The following is a 16690-nucleotide window of genomic DNA, read 5'->3' on the forward strand; positions in this document are numbered from 1 at the left end:
GACGACGCCCGGTCCTATGCGTCCGCGGGGTGGGGGAACGTGCAGCGCTCAGTGGTTTTCGTCCATGGCACCGGAGTGCGCGAGGAGTCGTACAACAAGACGTTCGCCACGGTGCGTTCGGAGTTAGCGGGGCTGCAACCCGGGGCCGAAGTGCGGGGCTGCTTCTGGGGCCGCGAGGCTGGCGCGGGGCTGGCGCTTGAGGGCGCGAGCATCCCCGGCTACACCGACTCCGGCGGCGGGCGCAGAGAGGACGAGGACGTGGCCGTCTGGGGCGTGCTCTACCAAGACCCCGGCTACGAACTGCGTCTGCTGGGCCTTCGTCCCGCCGTCGCCTCGGGATTGGGGCGTGGACAGAGCCCCGCGCAGAAGCTGCTCGACGAACTCTCCGGCTACGTCGCGTCTCCCCGTGTGCGAGACGCCTTCGCGGAACACGGGCTGGACGGCGCCCTCGACCGCGCGGTGCGGACGGTCGCCGAGTCGCCGGAGCTGCGGGACGCCGCAGCCTCGGCAGACGAAGGCGGCTATGAGCACCGGCACGCATTCGCCCGAGCCGTCGTCGCCGCGACGCTTGCAGAGGCAGCGGATGACGGCGTCGACTCCCTCGAAGGCCTCCAGCGGGACGCCTTGCTCTCGCTGATCAGCGCTGAGCTGCGGACGAAGGGGCGCACGCTGGGGGGAACGGTAGCCAAGGCCGCCGCCACTCCCCCACTGCTCGCGCTGACCAGGCACGCTCGACGGCGGCGAGGCAAGCACAACGACGACCTCATCATGCCTGCGGTCGGCGACATCCTGCGTTACCAGGCCCGCGGGCACGCCCTGCGTCAGCTGATCAAGCGCACCATCGAGCACGCCCCCGGAGACGCAGTCACCGTGGTCGCCCACAGCCTGGGCGGGGTGGCCTGTGTGGACCTCATGGTGCAGGAGGAGGTCGACCGGGTCGACCAGCTGATCACCGTCGGCTCCCAGGCTCCCTTCTTCTACGAGGCAGGTGCCCTGGTCTCACTCGAACACCCTCACCCGCTTCCCAGGCACTTCCCCCAGCGCTGGCTCAATATCTACGATCGCCGCGACCTGCTGTCGTTCCGGGCCTCCCAGGTCTTCTCCACCATCGCTACCGATCACGAGGTCGACAACCGGCAGCCGTTCCCCTTCGCGCACAGCGCCTATTGGTCCAACCGCAAGGTCTGGGACGCAGTCGGCACATGGCTCAGCTGAACGCCGTCGACGACCCGGCACGTGTCCACGCCGTGGTTGTCGGACTCGAACGGTACCCCCGGAACCCCGACTGGGATCTGCCCGGCGCTGTGGACGACGCCCTGCGCTTCTACAGATGGCTGCGCAAAGGCGGTGTGCCTGAGGCGAACATCCAGCTCCTGCTGGCCCCTGGGGAGGACAGCCGGTGTCGGCTCGAACCTCTGACCGAATCCGGTGAACTGACCTGGCAGCCGACCTGGCAGCGGGGCCAGCTCATGGATGCTTTCACCACCGGCCTCGACGGGCGCAGCGGCGATCTGCTCTATGTCTTCTGGGGCAGCCATGGCGTTCTGGCACAGGGGGACCGGCGTTTGCTGCTCTGCCCCGAGGCTACCCCGAACGACAAGCGCTGCATCAATACAACCAACCTGCTTGAGTACCTCCAGCGCGACGATCTGGACGGCTTCGGACAGCAAGTGCTGCTCTTCGACGCATGCGCGACTTTCCTGGAGCACCATCACCACCCGACGGGACCCGCGATCGCCGACTTCCCCACGGTTCACCGGCGTGGTGTCCAGCAGTTCGCCTTGTGCGCGGCCGCCGCCGGCCAGGTCGCGGAGAACGACGCGGCCCTGAGCAGCGGGGTCTTCTCTCACGCCGTACTCGACTGGCTGGAGGCGAACTCCGTCGACTTGCGACCGGATCTGACCGCTCTCCTCACCCATGTCAAGGGACGGACGCCCGAGTTGCAGACTCCGGTCAGTATCGAGATCCGGAGCCTGGACGGCTCCCGGGAAGAGCTGGTGTCACCAGGCCGCGCTCCGCTGCCGGCGTCGACCGGCCGGAGCCAGCTCGTCCTCGTCCTGCACGGCGTACTCAGGGACGAAGATCTGCGGGCCCGGTGCGTCGAACACCTCGCCACGCACTGCCCGCAGGTGCAGCTGGGGCCATGTCCCACCGATGAGCAGATCGCCCACGCGCTGCTCACGGTGGAACGGGCCATGGCCGCCGTCGTAGAGGTGGTAGGCATACAAGACCGGAGGTCGGCCGCCCAGTTGCTGTCGCTGGGCCGCAGCCACGGGGCGCCCGGTCTGCTGTCCCCCTTGGAGTACGCCTCGTTGGAGGAACTGCTCGGCCGGCCCCCGGCACTGCCGCCGATGGCCCATGTAATCGCCGCTGTACGGGACGCACAGCCTTTCGCCGAGGCATGGTTGCCGCCGACCGCGGAGGGCGGCGCACACAGACCCACCGTCGCTCACCTCATGGCGTGCGTGGAGCACTTCGAGGAATACACAGGCGGGCAGAGCGTGGCGCACCCGGGAACACAGCTGGTTCCTGCGGTCATCCGCTTCACCGAACTGCTCGCCGCGCTCACCCCCCAAGTCTGCGGGGAACTGCGCGAGTGGGGAGACCGGGTGGCCCGCAGACTGGGGGTCGAGGAAGCCGGTCTGGCAGAGCGGCGCGCCGACGCGCTGACGTGGTGTAGCTCGCTTGGCACAGCCAGCGGCCGACCGCGTGTCGTAGCGCTGCTGGACGCGGAGCCGCCAGACCGCAGCGTCCTCGGCGGCGGTGACGGCGGCGAACGCTTCACCTGTGCGCTGTGGACCCACACGGGTTCGGGCGACCTCGCACCGGCCGCCGCGCAAAGCGCGGAACCCCTCTCACCACGGGAAGTGGTGCGCAGCATCGCGCAGACGGTGTCGCGGCTGCGCGAGGCCACCGGCGAGACCGCGCTCGTCGAGATCCTGCTGCAGCCGGACGCCGTGCAGCTGCCCGTCGACGCCTGGAACGGCTCAGACGACGGGGACCTGCGGCCCACCCTGTTAGGTGTGGAGTGGGAAACTGTGCTGCGCGCTCTACCCTTGGCCTCCGACGATCGCGAGGAGCATCGCCGGGCCGCACTGCAGCGCCGATGGGCGGGGCGGCACGACAATACGGTGATCTACCTCGACGACCGGCACGCCGAGGGATACGCGGCGTACGGGGCGTTGATGGACGACATCTGCGCGGCCCGTGCCGTGGTGCGGGCCGGACCGGGAGGCCGGGAGCGGCTGGTCCAGGCAGCGCTTCAACTCGGTTGTCCGGTCGTGCTGTGGGACCGACAGGCAACAGGTCCGGTCCCGGACACTTACTTCGCCCCCTTGCAGCCACAGGCGGCCGTGGAGTCGTTGCCTGAGCGTGTTCGGAGCTACCGGGCCAAAACCTGCGCGGACCCCATCGCCCACCCCGTACGCCCCGCCGTACTGCTGGAAGCCGCAGACCGGCCGCTGCCGCCCGTACTGTCGCTCACCGAACTGTCCGAACCGACCGGTTCCTCCGATTCCGAAGAGGCGAGTCCCCGATGACGCAGCAGCCCGAGACGGATACTTCCACGGCCACCGGCTCCGCCGCAGATGACGAGGGCTGGCGCATCTTCCGAGGAGATGGCCTGCGGCGCAGCGTCACGATTCCTGAGGCTCCGCCCTGGCGGCGGTTCGGCGGTACGGGAGACGGCACCACACCGGGTGAGTCCCCCTACGTGATCGGCCACGAGGAGACGGACGTCATCAACGCCGCTATCCACCTGCGCCGGCCGCTGCTCGTCACCGGACACCCCGGCACCGGCAAATCCTCGCTCGCGGCCGCCATCGCGCATGAACTGGATCTGGGCCCGGTACTGCACTGGCCGGTTAACAGCCGCTCCACGCTCCAGGAGGCGCTCTACCGTTACGACGCCATCGGACGGCTGCAGCAGAGCGGCCTCGACCGGAGCCCGGGGGAGGTCGGGCCCGACATCGGCTCATTCCTGCGGCTGGGCCCGGTAGGCACCGCGTTCGTTGCTACGCAGGGCCCCCGAGTGCTGCTCGTCGACGAGCTGGACAAGGGCGACATCGACCTGCCGAACGACCTCCTCACCATCTTCGAAGAAGGCACCTTCGAGATCCCGGAACTGTCCAGACTGCCCGAGAACCAAGCTGACATCGACGTCCTCACCGCTGATCCGCACCAGCGGGCGAGGGTACACAGGGGGATAGTGCGCTGCACCGAGTTCCCCCTCGTCGTCATCACCAGCAACGGCGAACGAGACTTCCCCCCGGCGTTCCGCCGCCGCTGCTTGCCCCTGCACCTCGGCGACCCGGACAAGGAGCGTCTGGAGAAGATCATCGAAAGCCACCTCGGGCCGGACGCTCTCGCTGACGCCGGTGACCTGGTACAGGCGTTCCTGGCCCAGCGAGCCATCGGGGAACTCGCCACCGACCAGCTCCTCAACGCCGTGTTCCTGCGCCACGGCGGTGCCCGGCTGGACGGCGGCGGTCTGCTGCGGACGGTTTTGCACCGGCTCAACGCGGACGGCTGAGACATGTTCGCAGACCTGCGGAGGATCCTGGCAAGCACCGAGCTGCCTATGGAGCCGGAAGACTTTCTGGACGTCCTCTGGCTCGCCGCACGCGTCCCGTCCGGCCCGGCGGCGCCCCTGACCCGCTATGCCAGGAGCACAACGGACGCGCAGGCACCGAGCACCGCTCCCGCCCTGTCAGACACTCTCTCGGAGCCGGGCCCGCAAGATCTTCCCAGGGCAGGGGCTGATCAGCTGACAGCGCAAGCAGAGGCCGCCCAACAACCCCACCTCGCAGTGCTCTCCGGCCCCGCAGCCGGAACACCGACCGGGGCCCTGCGGACCCCAGGTGACCGGGCCCTCGGCCGGACCCTGCCGCTCGGCAGAGCGCTGCGTCCTCTGAAGCGGCGCGTCCCGAGCCGACAGCACAGCGAGGTCGATGAAGTGGCGACGGCCGACCTCCAGGCCGACACCCGCAGTCCGCAGCTTGCGCTGCGTGCCCAGCCGGAGCGATGGCTTCGGCTGGCCCTGATCATCGACGGCGGCATGTCCATGCTCCTGTGGGAGCGCCAGTGCGCCGAACTCAAGGGGCTCCTCGAACGCAGTGGAGCCTTCCGCCAGGTGGAGATCCACCAGATCCGCTACACCACCGAGGAGGCCGGAGTCAGACTAGGGCGCCCGTGGAACACCACCATGGCGACCCGGCCGACCGAGTGCGTCACGGACGCCTCCGGACGCACCATGGTGCTGGTGGTGACCGACGGCGCGGCGGCCGCCTGGCGCGACGGACGGATCCGACCCGTACTCGAAGGATGGGCCCGCAACGGTCCCACCGCCGTGATCCACACCCTCCCCCGTCGACTGTGGGCGGGCTCCGGCGTACGGGCGGACACCTGGCAGGTCACCTCACCCCGCCCGGGCGTGCCGAACAGCGCCTGGACAGTGACGGACCAGGTACTCCCCCCGAGTGTCGCCCCGCCTCCGCCCGTTCCCATCCCCGTCCTGGACCTCACCCCGACCGGCTTCTCGACCTGGGCCGCCGTGAACACCATGGTCGGGCGCCCCAGGCCGGTACGCCTGTGGTCACCCCACCGGCCCCAGACACCTGCTGGCAAGCCCAGCCGCGTCTCCGTCCGGGACTTCGGCCGCGCTGCCTCGCCCGAAGCGGTGCGCTTGGCCGCGCATCTGGCGGCCATGGCTCCCGTCACCGTGCCCGTGATGCAACTCGTCCACTCCTGCCTCCACCAGCGGCAGGGGGCCGCACCGCTGGCCGAGGTCCTCCTGGGCGGACTGATGCAACCCCTTCTGCCATCCGGGGACGCGCAGTTCACCGGCCGCCACCGATTGTTCGACTTCACAGCCGAAGCAAAGGATCTGCTGCTCGACGCCGTCCCCACCACCGAACTCCTCGACTGCAGTCGGCGGGTGGGAGAGCGCATCGAGTCCCTGATCGGCCACTCCTCGGACTTCCCCGCGTGGCCCCTGGGCCCGGACGACCAAGTGACCGCCACACCGTTCGCCTACCTCGGGCCCGCGTTGCAGGCACGCCTGGGACTCCCGAACGCCGAAGCCCACGACACTGCCTCCGACAGAGCTGTGCTGTCCCCGACCACCGGGGAACCCTCCGCCGAGCCTGCGTTCGCATGGGTGTCGAACGACGGACTGGACGAATCCCTGGACTTGCTGTCCGAAGAACTAGGCATCGCCACACTCTCCGGCGAAGCGGATATTCCTCGCTGGGATTCCGTCGTGAATCTGGTGGACACGGTCGCGGAGCGCCGCGGCGAGCCGCCCGCCGACGTGAGACCCCGTCTGCGTGCGCAGTATGTGGAATCGCTGCTGCACCTGTGCCCTTCGGAGGTCCAAGCCGCTTTCGCCCGAGTGGGCAGCACCCCACAGGACACGGACCTTCTGCTTCTCCACTTGCTTCTCTACGTCCACGCCCGGTCTGACGGCTCGCGAATGACGGAGACGGAGATTGCCGAAGATCTATCGCAATTCCTTGACGGGCGAGGACTCCACCTAGACCGTGAACGTCGGCTCGGCCCGGAGGACACACGTCGGTTCGACCTGCTCTGGCGCATCGACGGCCGGTACTGCCCAGTGGAGTTCAAACGGACCGGAACGCCCTTCTCTTGGAAGGCTGCTTTCACACAGACCGAGCACCATCTGGGGTTGTCGGGTGATTCCTTTGTCGCAGGTTTCGTTGTGGCCGTGGACGACGACGAGAAGCCTGCCGGGCCAGCCCCGCTCGAGGAATGTGTCATCGGCTACGCGCCGCCGTCCCATCCCAACAGGATGATCACTGGTCTGCGTTTCCAAAATGGTGCGGCGCCAGCGATCCGCAGGGTGTGTATCGCCGTCGACACCGTGGGGTTCGCGGCGATGACCGCGGCTTCACGACAGTCATGGCACGAGAATCTCGATGGTGCTCTTCGCCATGCGATACAAGCGGCGGGGGTCGAGCCTGACGCGTGCGTCCGCCACGACCAAGGCGATGGCGTCCTCATCCTCCTGCCCCCGGGGGCAGACGAAGCAAGGGCTGTACCTGGATTCGCCGAGGGCCTCGCCCAAGCGCTTCGGCACGCCCTTGAACAGGGGCACACCATGCGCCTGAGAGTCGCGATGGACTCAGGAGCCGTCGTTACAGGGAGGTACGGTTTTGCTGGGGAGAGCGTGGAGCGTGTCAATCGGCTCGTCGGCTCAGATGCGCTGCGCGAGCCGCAATCCGAGTGCGCACTCCTCGTCTCCGAGACCCTCTATGAGGAAGTGCCAGCCTTCCACGGACGCTTCCAACGTGTGAACGTGAGAAGCAAGAACCTTCAGGCCTGGGCTTGGCTGCTGTCAAGCCTGCCCGAACACTTCCGCCCCTCGGAACCCTCTGCCCCGTCCCCCTCGAACGCCGTCATGGAAGACGAAGCCTTGTCAGCGGGAGGCCATAACCTGGCTAAACGGGAACCGCAGAAGGGCACCTCCATGAACGCCAGTTACTACCGGAGCCAGCTGGACAGGAAGAACAAGGCTCGCGCTGACGCGGAGAAGAAGGTCGGCGAGTTCCGCAAGAAGGAAGCCGACAAGCGCGCGAAGGCCACAAAGGAGCGATCGGCCGCCGCCAAGGCGAGCAGCCAGAGCACCGTCAACAGCAAGCAGCGTGCTGCCCAGCGGTACGAGAACGAGGCCAACAAGGCGGGCCAGGACGCCAGCACGTGGAGCGCCAAGGTGGGCAAGCTCTCCAAAGAGGCAGCTGACCTGTCGGTCAAGCTGGCGAAAGCGGAACAGGCCGAGCGGGCGGCCGCGGAGAAGGCTCGCCAGCGTGAACAGCAGAAGACGCAGCGGCGTGCCGCAGCTGAGCAGCAGAAGATCGAGAGCCGCCTGACGGCGACGGAGGGCGAGGTGCGCATGGTGATGAGGGAACTGCGGGCCCCGAAGCCGGAGAAACTGCGGGTGCTGCTGCTGGCGGCCGCCTCCGCCGGTGATCTGCGAGTCGGCCAGGAGCAGCAGAGGATTCGTGCGGCCGTGCAGAGTGCCACCCATCGAGACCTTGTCGACCTGGATCTCCACCCGGCCGCGACGGCGGACGTCTTCCTGGACGCGCTGACCAGGTTCCGTCCCCACGTCGTGCACTTCTCCGGTCACAGCACGCAGGACCTGATCGCATTCGAGAAAGGCGAGGACGGCTTCCACGAAGGTGCCATCGTCAGCGCCGGCGCCTTCGCCCGGGCCATCGCCGCCGTGGACGACAAGCCGCTGCTGGTCCTGCTCAACTCCTGCCACTCTGCGGCCCAGACCGGGAAGCTGGTCGACACCGTGCCCTTCGCCATCGGCATGTCCGACACCATCGGCGACGTCGACGCCATCACCTATGCCGCCCGGTTCTACGCCGCCGTCGCCGACGGCCAGTCCGTCCAGGCCGCCCACCTGCTCAGCCGGGCGGCCATCGAAATGAACGGCCTGCTCGACCGCGACCTGCCGACCCTGGCCTGTGCTGCGGACGTCGACCCCAGCGCTACGAAGCTGGTGACGCCGCCTCCGGAGTAGGACGTGGTTGAAGCACGGCATCGCGTTGCGCGGGCCCGGACCAGTTGGTCTGGGCCCGCGCAACTCCTCCAGAAACCCGGTGCGTCCCCCGGACGCCATCGCCCACCTCGACATACGACGACGCGACCGCCTCGGCGGCACCTCCACGAGTACCAGCATGCGGCCTGACCTGCACGTACGAGAATCTCGGCACGGACAGGGCGGGGGCCAAGAAAGTCCCGTGACTGCCGCGGGCGTTGCCCTCGCACCTTGTCTTTGGCGTTCCCATGCCTCGCCCGCGGCGTTCAGGCTGGGATGGCGTCCCGTGTGATGGTGTAGGCGATCACCATGCGGGTGTGCGCGGGCGGATGCCCGGGGCGTGCATCCGGTAACGGTCTCCGCTCCCTGCGCACAAGGCAGGCCACCGTGCAAATCTCCCTGGTGAACGGCCAGTTCAACCCGGGAGGTGCCCGATGGCCTTGTCCCGGTCTGACCTACAACGCCTGCTGGAGTCACTACGCACGGCGGACGGAATCAAGCTCGTCCGCAACGGCGCCGAGCGCATGCTGCAGGAGCTGATCGAGGCCGAACTCAGCGGCCGGATCAGCGCCCAGTGGAACGAGCGCACCGAGGACCGCACCGCCTTCCGCAACGGCCATCGGGAGAAGACCCTGGCCACCCAGGCCGGCGATCTGGACCTGGCCATCCCGAAGCTGCGCAGCGGCAGCTTCTTCCCCAGCCTGCTGGAACGGCGCCGCCGCATCGACCAGGCTCTGTACGCGGTCATCATGGAGGCGTACGTGCACAGGGTGTCCACCCGCTCGGTCGACGACCTGGTCAAAGCGCTCGGCGCGGATAGCGGCATCTCCAAGAGCGAGGTCTCACGGATCTGCGGTGACCTGGACGAACAGCTCACCATCTTCCGCGGCCGGCCCCTGGACCACAGCCGCTTCCCCTACCTCTACCTCGACGCGACCTACTGCAAGGTCCGCGTGAACCATCGGATCGCCTCCCAGGCCGTGGTCATCGCCACCGGCATCAGCGAGGACGGCGGCCGTGAGGTGCTCGGTGTGATGGTCGGTGACAGCGAGACCGAAGCATTCTGGAGCAAGTTCCTGCGCTCCCTGCGCGAACGCGGCCTGGGCGGGGTCCGCCTGGTCATCTCCGACAGCCACAGCGGTCTGGTGGCCGCGATCCGCAAGGTCATGCTCGGCGCCGCCTGGCAGCGCTGTCGTGTCCATTTCCTGAGGAATGTGTTCTCCGTGATCCCGAAGGGATCCGGGGAAATGGTCGCGGCGACCATCCGCACCATCTTCATCCAGCCCTGCCCTTGCCGAAAATCTCATCCGGGCTGGTGAGCGACCGGGGCGCGCACTGCGGCCAGTGCCTTGTTGAACAGTGCGGCCGCGGGTCAGGGGCCGGTTCCCCGCGACCACGAACGCCGGAAAGCGGCTGTACCTGCTTCGTCACGGCGGCAAGGAGTGGCTGGACGAAGATCGACACAGTCGCATCGCCGTGGAGACCCGCATGGGCCACGAGGTCGCCGGCGTGGATGGTCTCCACTCGCACGTTGCCCTGGCCATGGAGCAGGAGATTGCCGATTCGCTGCAAAGCAGGTGGCTGCGCCATTCGTGGTCGGCGAGGGAGGGCACTGGAAAGGCGCCATCTCCCACTGCTCTACCATTCGATCTTGAAAAATGGTGGAAACCAGCAGGTCAAAGCCGCTCAGGACACGTCGACATAGTTTCGTTCATGAAGTTCATCACCACCAAGAGCTTCATGCCGTTCGTCTGGTACCGCATCGCGCTCGGCGTCGTCATCCTCGTCCTGGTGGCCACGGGCGTGCTCAGCCCGCACGCGGCGGAGTCGGCGCACTGACCCGATGCCCCGGCCCGGCCGTCCGCGGGGGAAGTGACCGAACCCATAGGTGTCCGGTAGCCGTCCGGTAGCGCGCTGTCAGTGCGTGGCCCTAGGCTGTTCGGCATGTCCCCCGATTCCGTGACCCCTGGTTCCGCGCGGTCGGCCGCCGAGGTCAACGAGCACATCCGAGCGCTGTGGCTGCGCGCGGGCGGTTCCCTGTCGGCCCAGGAGCGCGCGGAGTACGAGCTTTTGGTGGTCGAGTGGGCGGCGGCGGTCCGGGACCAGGTCGTCAAGGCGGCCTGACCACCGCCACCTGCGCGTCGGCCCGCCCCCGCGGAGGTGGCGGGCACGCTCTCAGCGCCCGCCCGCCACCCGCAGCACCGCCCCCGTCGCGTACGAGGCGTCCGGCGACATCAGCCAGGCGACGGCCGCGGCGATCTCCTCCGGTTGCCCCGGCCGGCCCAGCGGAACCGCGGCGCCGGCCTGCCGGGCCCGGTCCGGGGCGCCCATGGCGGCGTGCATCTCCGTGTCGATCACGCCCGGCGCGACCGCGTTGACGCGGATGCCGGCCGGGCCGAGCTCCTTGGCCAGCCCGACCGTGAGAGCGTCGACGGCGGCCTTGGTCGCCGCGTAGTGGACGTACTCGCCGGGACTGCCGAGGGTGGCCGCCCCCGACGAGATGTTCACGATGACACCCTCGCCCCGGGGCGTCATGAGCTGTGCGGCGCGACGCGAACACAGCAGCGTCCCTGTCAGGTTGACGTCCACGACCCGGCGCAGGACCGCGGTGTCGACATCGGTGAACCGCCCCAGTGGCCCGGTCACCGCCGCGTTGTTCACCAGCCCTGTCACCGGCCCCAGTTCCCGCTCCGCGGTATCGAACAGACACTCGACGTCCACCTCGTCGGAGGTGTCCCCCCGCACGGTGACGGCCCGCGCCCCGGCCGCACGCACCCCCTCCGCCACCCGCTCCGCCGCCGGGGCGTCCCGCACGTGCCCCACCACCACGTCGTGCCCCTCCCCCGCGAGCCGCAGGCAGACGGCGGCCCCGATCCCCCGGCCACCACCGGTCACCACAGTGACAAGCCTCTTCACGCCAACCTCCGAACAGCCAGCCCGTCCCGACAACCGAAGATCCACAGCCTGGCACACCCACGGTCCCGCTGGCAGGTGCTGCCGACTGGGGGGAAGCACAGATTCACGCCGGGTGAATATCCGCGCAGGGCCCTTGGTTCCGGGCCCGGGATGACCAACACTGAGCCGATGACGCAGCGTGTGGAGCTTGCGACCGTGCGGGACAGGCTGGCCGTGGACGAGATCGTCACCGAGTACGCGGTGGCGGTCGACGACGGGGACTGGGAGGCGTACCGGGGGCTGTTCACCTCGGGCGGGCGGGCCGACTACCGCTCGGCCGGCGGCATCGAGGGCGATGCCGGGAGGGTGGCGGCGTGGCTCGCGGAGAGCCTGCGGGCGTTTCCGGTGCGGCAGCACCTGATCGTGAACCGGCTGGTGCGCTTCGGGGTCCGGGAGCAGGACACCGGCGACACGGCCCGTGTGCAGGCCGACTACGTGACCCCGATGGGTACGGCTGCCGGCGTCGAGGACGAGGCGGCCTCGCCGGATGTGGTGTGCGGAGGCCGTTACGCGTTCGGGATGCTGCGCACGGACGAGGGCTGGCGGTTGAGCGAGGTGATCGTGCGCGAGAAGTGGCGGCGCCTTTCCGCCCGGCCCGCGGCGCCCGTGGTCCACTGAGCCGACGCGCCCTGCCCCTGATCTTGTCCGGGACGCACACTGGAGGCACGTACGGGGCGGGGAGCGGATAGGAGGCGCAGGTGAAGACGTTCAGTCCCTGGCTCTCCTCCCCGTGGCGGCGCTCGGCCGTCGCCGCGGTCGCGGGTGCCCTGCCCGTACTGGCCTTCCCCGCACCGTCCCTGTGGTGGTTCGCCCACGTCGCGCTGGTCCCGTGGATCGCGCTGACGCGCACGGCTCCCACCGGTCGGCGTGCCGCGTTCGACGGCTGGTGGGGCGGGTTCGGCTTCATGCTCGCGATGCACCACTGGCTGCTGCCGAACCTGCATGTGTTCACGTTCGTCCTCGCGGCCCTGCTCGGTGCGCTGTGGGCGCCCTGGGGATGGCTGGTGCGGCGACTGCTGGGCGGGGCGCCGTCGTGGGTGCGGGTCACGGCCGCGCTGGTCGTGCTGCCGTCGGCCTGGCTGGCCGTCGAGCTGGTCCGTTCCTGGGAGGCACTGGGCGGCCCCTGGGGCGTACTCGGCGCGAGTCAGTGGCAGGTGACGGCGGCGCTGCGGCTGGCGTCGGTCGGCGGGGTGTGGCTGCTCAGCTTCCTGCTGGTGCTCCTGAACGTCGCCGTGGCCGTGCTGCTCGCGGTGCGGCAGGCGCGGGTACCGGCCGTGACCGGTCTGGTCGCCGCAGGCGTGGTCACGTCCGCCGCTTGGGTGGTCGCGCCCGTCGCAGAGGCCGGCGGACGGGCGAAGATCGCGGTCGTCCAGCCGGGCGTCGTCGCCGGGCCGGACAGTGCGGACCGGCGCTTCGACCGCGAGGAACGGCTCACCCGCCGGCTCGCGGGCCAAGGAGTCGACCTGGTCGTCTGGGGCGAGAGCAGCGTCGGTTTCGACCTCGGTGCCCGGCCCGACCTGGCGCGGCGGCTCGCCGCGCTGTCCCGCTCGACGGGCGCCGAGATCCTGGTCAACGTGGACGCGCGGCGCTCCGACCGGCCCGGCATCTACAAGAGTTCGGTGCTGGTCGGCCCCGACGGTCTCACCGGGGACCGGTACGACAAGATGCGCCTGGTTCCGTTCGGTGAGTACGTCCCGGCCCGCTCCCTGCTGGGCTGGGCGACGTCCGTGGGCGAGGCGGCGGGCGAGGACCGCAGGCGCGGTACCGGGCAGGTGGTGATGGACGCGGGGAACGGGCTGCGCATCGGCCCGATGGTGTGCTTCGAGTCCGCGTTCCCGGACATCAGCCGGAATCTGGCCGAGGACGACGCCGATGTACTGCTCGCCCAGTCGTCGACGTCGACGTTCCAGCAGAGCTGGGCGCCCGCGCAGCACGCCTCGCTGGCCGCGCTGCGCGCCGCCGAGACCGGGCGTCCGATGGTCCACGCGACGCTGACCGGTGTGTCCGCCGTCCACGGCCCGGACGGCGGGCGGGCCGGGCCGTGGCTCGGTACGGACGCGAGCACCTCTCGGGTGTACGACGTCCCGCTCGCCCACGGCACCACTCCCTACGTCCGCTTCGGCGACTGGCCGCTGCGGGCGGCGCTGCTGGTCCTGGCCGCGTGGGGAGCCACCCAGGGCGTACGGGCCGTGCGGCTCAGGCGGCGGCCCGCTCCCGAACCTCCCGCACCACACGCTCGCACAGCTCATGGGTCGCCAGCGCGTCCCGGGCACTGAGCGTCCTGCCCTCGCCGACCGCGTCCAGGAAGGCGAGCACCGCCTGCTCGATACCGCGCTGGCGCGCCACCGGCACCCAGTCGCCGCGCCGGCGCACGGTGGGCTGGCCCTTGTGGTCGATCACCTCTGCGAGGTTGACCACCTGCCGCTTGGTGTCCTGGCCGGAGACCTCGAGGATCTCCTCGGCCGAGCCGCTGAGCCTGTTCATCACACCGAGCGCGGTGAAGCCGTCCCCTGCGAGCTGGAGCACCACGTGGTGCAGCAGCCCGCCCTCGGTACGGGCCCGCACGGTCACGTCGTCGACCGGACCGGGCACCAGGAAGCGCAGGGTGTCGACGACGTGGATGAAGTCGTCGAGGATCGTCGTGCGCGGATCCTCCGGCAGCCCGATCCGGTTCTTCTGCAGCATGATCAGCTCGCGCGGATGGTCGGCGCACTGCGCGTAGCCTGGGGCGAAGCGCCGGTTGAAGCCGACGGCGAGGCTCGTGCCCCGCTCCTCGGCGAGGGCGACGAGCCGTGCGGAGTCGGCGAGTTCGTAGGCGAGCGGCTTGTCGACGTACGTCGGTACGCCCGCTTCGAGCAGCCGGGTCACGATCTTTGGGTGGACCTGGGTCGGGGCGTGCACGAAGGCGGCGTCGAGGTCTTGCGCGAGCAGGGCGTCGAGGTCGGCGTGCCGCTGTCCGGGCGGGAGGTGGAGGCCGTCGGCGACGCGGGTGAGCGTCGCGGGGGTGCGGGTCTGCAGGTGCAGTTCCACTCCGGGTTGGGTGGCGAGCACCGGAAGGTAGGCCTTCTGCGCGATGTCACCGAGTCCGATGCAGCCGACCTTCACGGGGTGTTCTCCTCCAGCGGTTGCCTGTCAGATGCGCTGTCAGGGGCACGGCTTCGGTCACGCGCGTCGTCACCGCGTCGACCGTCACGGCCCTGATCACTGTCGTGGTCCGCACCGAAGGATACGGCGTCCTCCACCGGCGGCCGCCAGGAGGCGATCTCGTCGAAGCTCCGCAGGAGCAGGGACGGGACGGCCTTCGAGAGCGCGGTGATCGCGGTGTCGCGTACGGCGGTCCCGGCACGGTTGGTCATCAGGCTGAGGCGGGCCGCCCGCACCGCCCGGCGGGCGATGCCGGTCGTGCGGGGCAGCCGGTCCGCGGTGTACGCGGGCAGGTCGCCGGCGATGGGGGTCCCCCCGCGCGAGCGCATTCGAGCGCGGGGGAGGGCAAGGGTGACCGCGTCCTCGACGGCCTGGTTGCCGCCCTGGCCGAGGGTGGGCGGCATCGCGTGCGCGGCGTCGCCGACCAGCGCGACCCGGCCGTGGTGGTAGGCGGGCAGCGGCTGGGCGATGTGGTGGACGTCGTGCCGCAGCACGTCCTCGGGGCGGATGGCGGCCAGCACGGCGGGGACCGGCTCGTGCCAGTCACCGTAGCGGCGCAGCAGTTCGGCGCGCTCGTCGTCGGGGGCGTGTTCCCCGGCGGGGGCCAGGGCGGCGGCGTACGCGTAGACCCGGCCGTCCTTGAGCGGATGGGTTCCCCAGATGCGGCCCGGGCCCCAGGTCTCGTGCGGGGCGAACCGCACGCCCGGCAGCGGGACCACCACCCGCCAGGTGGTGAAGCCGGAGTAGACGGGCCCGGGGTGGTGCGGGAAGAGCGTGTGGCGCACGGCGGAGTGGATGCCGTCGGCGGCCACCACCAGGTCGGCCTCGAGTTCGCCGTCGGAGGTGCCCACACGGGCGGGCCGGGCGGGGTCGCCGGGGTCTCCCGGATCGACAAGGTGCGCGGCGACGGCCGTGCGGACGGTGTCCGGCGGGAGCTGCCCGACCAGGTGATCGATGAGGGTGGCGCGGTGGAGCAGGACGAGAGGCCCGCCGAAGCGCTCGGCCGCGGCGGCCGCGCAGGACCGGGCGAGCCAGCGCCCGCCCGGTGCGCGCAGCCCTCCGTCGCCCTGCCAGGCGGACAGGGCGCGGATCTCGTCGCCGAGCCCGATGACGTCCAGTCCGCGCAGCGCGTTGGGCGCGAGGGAGATGGCGGCGCCGACCGGCTCCAGGGAGGCGGACCGCTCCAGCACGGTCACCCTCACCCCGCGCCGGTGCAGCGCGGCCGCCGCGGTCAGGCCACCGATTCCCCCGCCGATCACAACGGCCCGCTCCTCCTGTGCCATGGCTGCCTCCTCGGTTCCCGGTCGGCCGGCTCCCGTACCCCGTCACTACATCTGTAGTGACCACTCCTGACGACTGTACTACAGCCGTAGTGCAGCGGGTAGTTTGACCACCATGCCCGTACGTACCGCACGCACCGCAGGCGCCTCCCGTGCCGATCTCGTCGCCGACGCCGCTCTCACCCTGCTCGCCGAGCTCGGGATGCGCGGACTCACCCACCGGGCGGTCGACGAGGCGGCCGGGCTCCCCCAGGGCTCCACCTCGAACGTGGCGCGCACCCGGCAGACGCTGCTGGAGCTGGCGGTGCGGCGGCTCGCCGAGCGGGAGGCGCGGGTCCTCGGACTGCACGAGATGCCGGCCCCGCGGGCCGGGGCCGGCTCGTCGACCGAGTTGACCGACGCGATGGCGCTCGCCACCCACCGCGCCCTGACCCTGAACCGGGAACTGACCCTCGCCCGCTACGAACTGGCCCTGGAGGCCAACCGCCGCCCCGAACTGCGGGCTCACTTCGACGCGGCCGGCGCCCTGTTCCGCGACCAGCTCACCGGTCTGGTCACGGGGCTCGGGTCCACGGACCCGGAGCGGCACGCGCTGTCGCTGATCGCCTGGGCGGACGGGCTGATGTTCTCCTGCGTGGCCGGTTCCTTCAGCGCGCGCGTACCGACCCTGGAGGAAGTGCGGGTGAGCCTGCGGGAGCTGCTGGACGGGATGCTCTCCGCCTGACGAACACCTGATGAGCACCCG

General features: G+C 70.2%; 11 protein-coding genes and 2 pseudogenes. 10 read left to right on the plus strand and 3 right to left on the minus strand.

The genetic code is table 11. The annotated features are described in order from the left end of the window. Positions 1–51 precede the first annotated feature (51 nt). The 7 genes and pseudogenes from ACWZEH_RS04220 (at position 52) to ACWZEH_RS04250 (ending at position 10690) form a co-directional block, all read left to right on the plus strand. The gene (locus tag ACWZEH_RS04220; RefSeq protein ID WP_456195732.1) at positions 52–1215 is read left to right on the plus strand and encodes a lipase family protein; all 1164 of its coding nucleotides are present in this window, start codon (positions 52–54) and stop codon (positions 1213–1215) included. After that, positions 1203–3539, plus strand: coding sequence for a VMAP-C domain-containing protein (locus ACWZEH_RS04225; protein ID WP_456195734.1), 2337 nt, complete (start codon positions 1203–1205; stop codon positions 3537–3539). Before ACWZEH_RS04220 ends, ACWZEH_RS04225 begins: the two co-directional genes overlap by 13 nt. Beyond that, positions 3536–4531 carry an AAA family ATPase gene (locus tag ACWZEH_RS04230; RefSeq protein WP_456195736.1) on the plus strand — a complete coding sequence of 332 codons (996 nt, stop codon included), beginning with the start codon at positions 3536–3538 and terminating at the stop codon, positions 4529–4531. The genes ACWZEH_RS04225 and ACWZEH_RS04230 overlap by 4 nt, the downstream gene beginning before the upstream one ends. 48 nt (positions 4532–4579) lie before the next feature. After that, positions 4580–8548, plus strand: coding sequence for an SAV_2336 N-terminal domain-related protein (locus tag ACWZEH_RS04235; RefSeq protein WP_456199429.1), 3969 nt, complete (start codon positions 4580–4582; stop codon positions 8546–8548). Positions 8549–9000: 452 nt separating this feature from the next. Continuing rightward, positions 9001–9852: pseudogene (locus ACWZEH_RS04240) on the plus strand (IS256 family transposase); the annotation flags it as partial. Between the two features lie 415 nt (positions 9853–10267). Next, positions 10268–10405: pseudogene (locus ACWZEH_RS04245) on the plus strand (undecaprenyl-diphosphatase); the annotation flags it as partial. A gap of 105 nt (positions 10406–10510) precedes the next feature. After that, positions 10511–10690, plus strand: a complete 180-nt coding sequence (locus tag ACWZEH_RS04250; RefSeq protein ID WP_456195738.1) for a hypothetical protein — start codon at positions 10511–10513, stop codon at positions 10688–10690. 51 nt (positions 10691–10741) lie between these two features. On the opposite strand, the gene ACWZEH_RS04255 is transcribed toward ACWZEH_RS04250, so the two are convergent. Further along, positions 10742–11482: an SDR family NAD(P)-dependent oxidoreductase gene (locus tag ACWZEH_RS04255; RefSeq protein ID WP_456195740.1), complete on the minus strand. Its 741-nt coding sequence runs from the start codon at positions 11480–11482 to the stop codon at positions 10742–10744. Positions 11483–11650: 168 nt separating this feature from the next. Between ACWZEH_RS04255 and ACWZEH_RS04260 the strand changes: the two genes are divergently transcribed. Continuing rightward, positions 11651–12139 (plus strand): nuclear transport factor 2 family protein, encoded by a 489-nt coding sequence (locus tag ACWZEH_RS04260; RefSeq protein ID WP_456195742.1) that lies wholly within the window; start codon positions 11651–11653, stop codon positions 12137–12139. Positions 12140–12219: 80 nt separating this feature from the next. Further along, positions 12220–13797 (plus strand): apolipoprotein N-acyltransferase, encoded by a 1578-nt coding sequence (gene lnt, locus ACWZEH_RS04265; protein ID WP_456195744.1) that lies wholly within the window; start codon positions 12220–12222, stop codon positions 13795–13797. Here the strand turns inward: lnt and ACWZEH_RS04270 are convergent. After that, positions 13718–14626 (minus strand): Gfo/Idh/MocA family protein, encoded by a 909-nt coding sequence (locus ACWZEH_RS04270; RefSeq protein WP_456195746.1) that lies wholly within the window; start codon positions 14624–14626, stop codon positions 13718–13720. The genes lnt and ACWZEH_RS04270 overlap by 80 nt on opposite strands. After that, on the minus strand, positions 14623–15948 hold the full coding sequence (locus ACWZEH_RS04275; protein ID WP_456195748.1) for an FAD-dependent monooxygenase: 1326 nt from the start codon (positions 15946–15948) through the stop codon (positions 14623–14625). The genes ACWZEH_RS04270 and ACWZEH_RS04275 overlap by 4 nt, the downstream gene beginning before the upstream one ends. A gap of 112 nt (positions 15949–16060) precedes the next feature. Here ACWZEH_RS04275 and ACWZEH_RS04280 point away from each other — a divergent pair, with 112 nt between their 5' ends. Next, a complete protein-coding gene (locus ACWZEH_RS04280) occupies positions 16061–16669 on the plus strand; it encodes a TetR/AcrR family transcriptional regulator (RefSeq protein WP_456195750.1) in 609 nt (202 codons plus the stop codon). The last annotated feature ends 21 nt before the right edge of the window (positions 16670–16690 follow it).

This window comes from Streptomyces yamdrokensis (assembly GCF_053890455.1).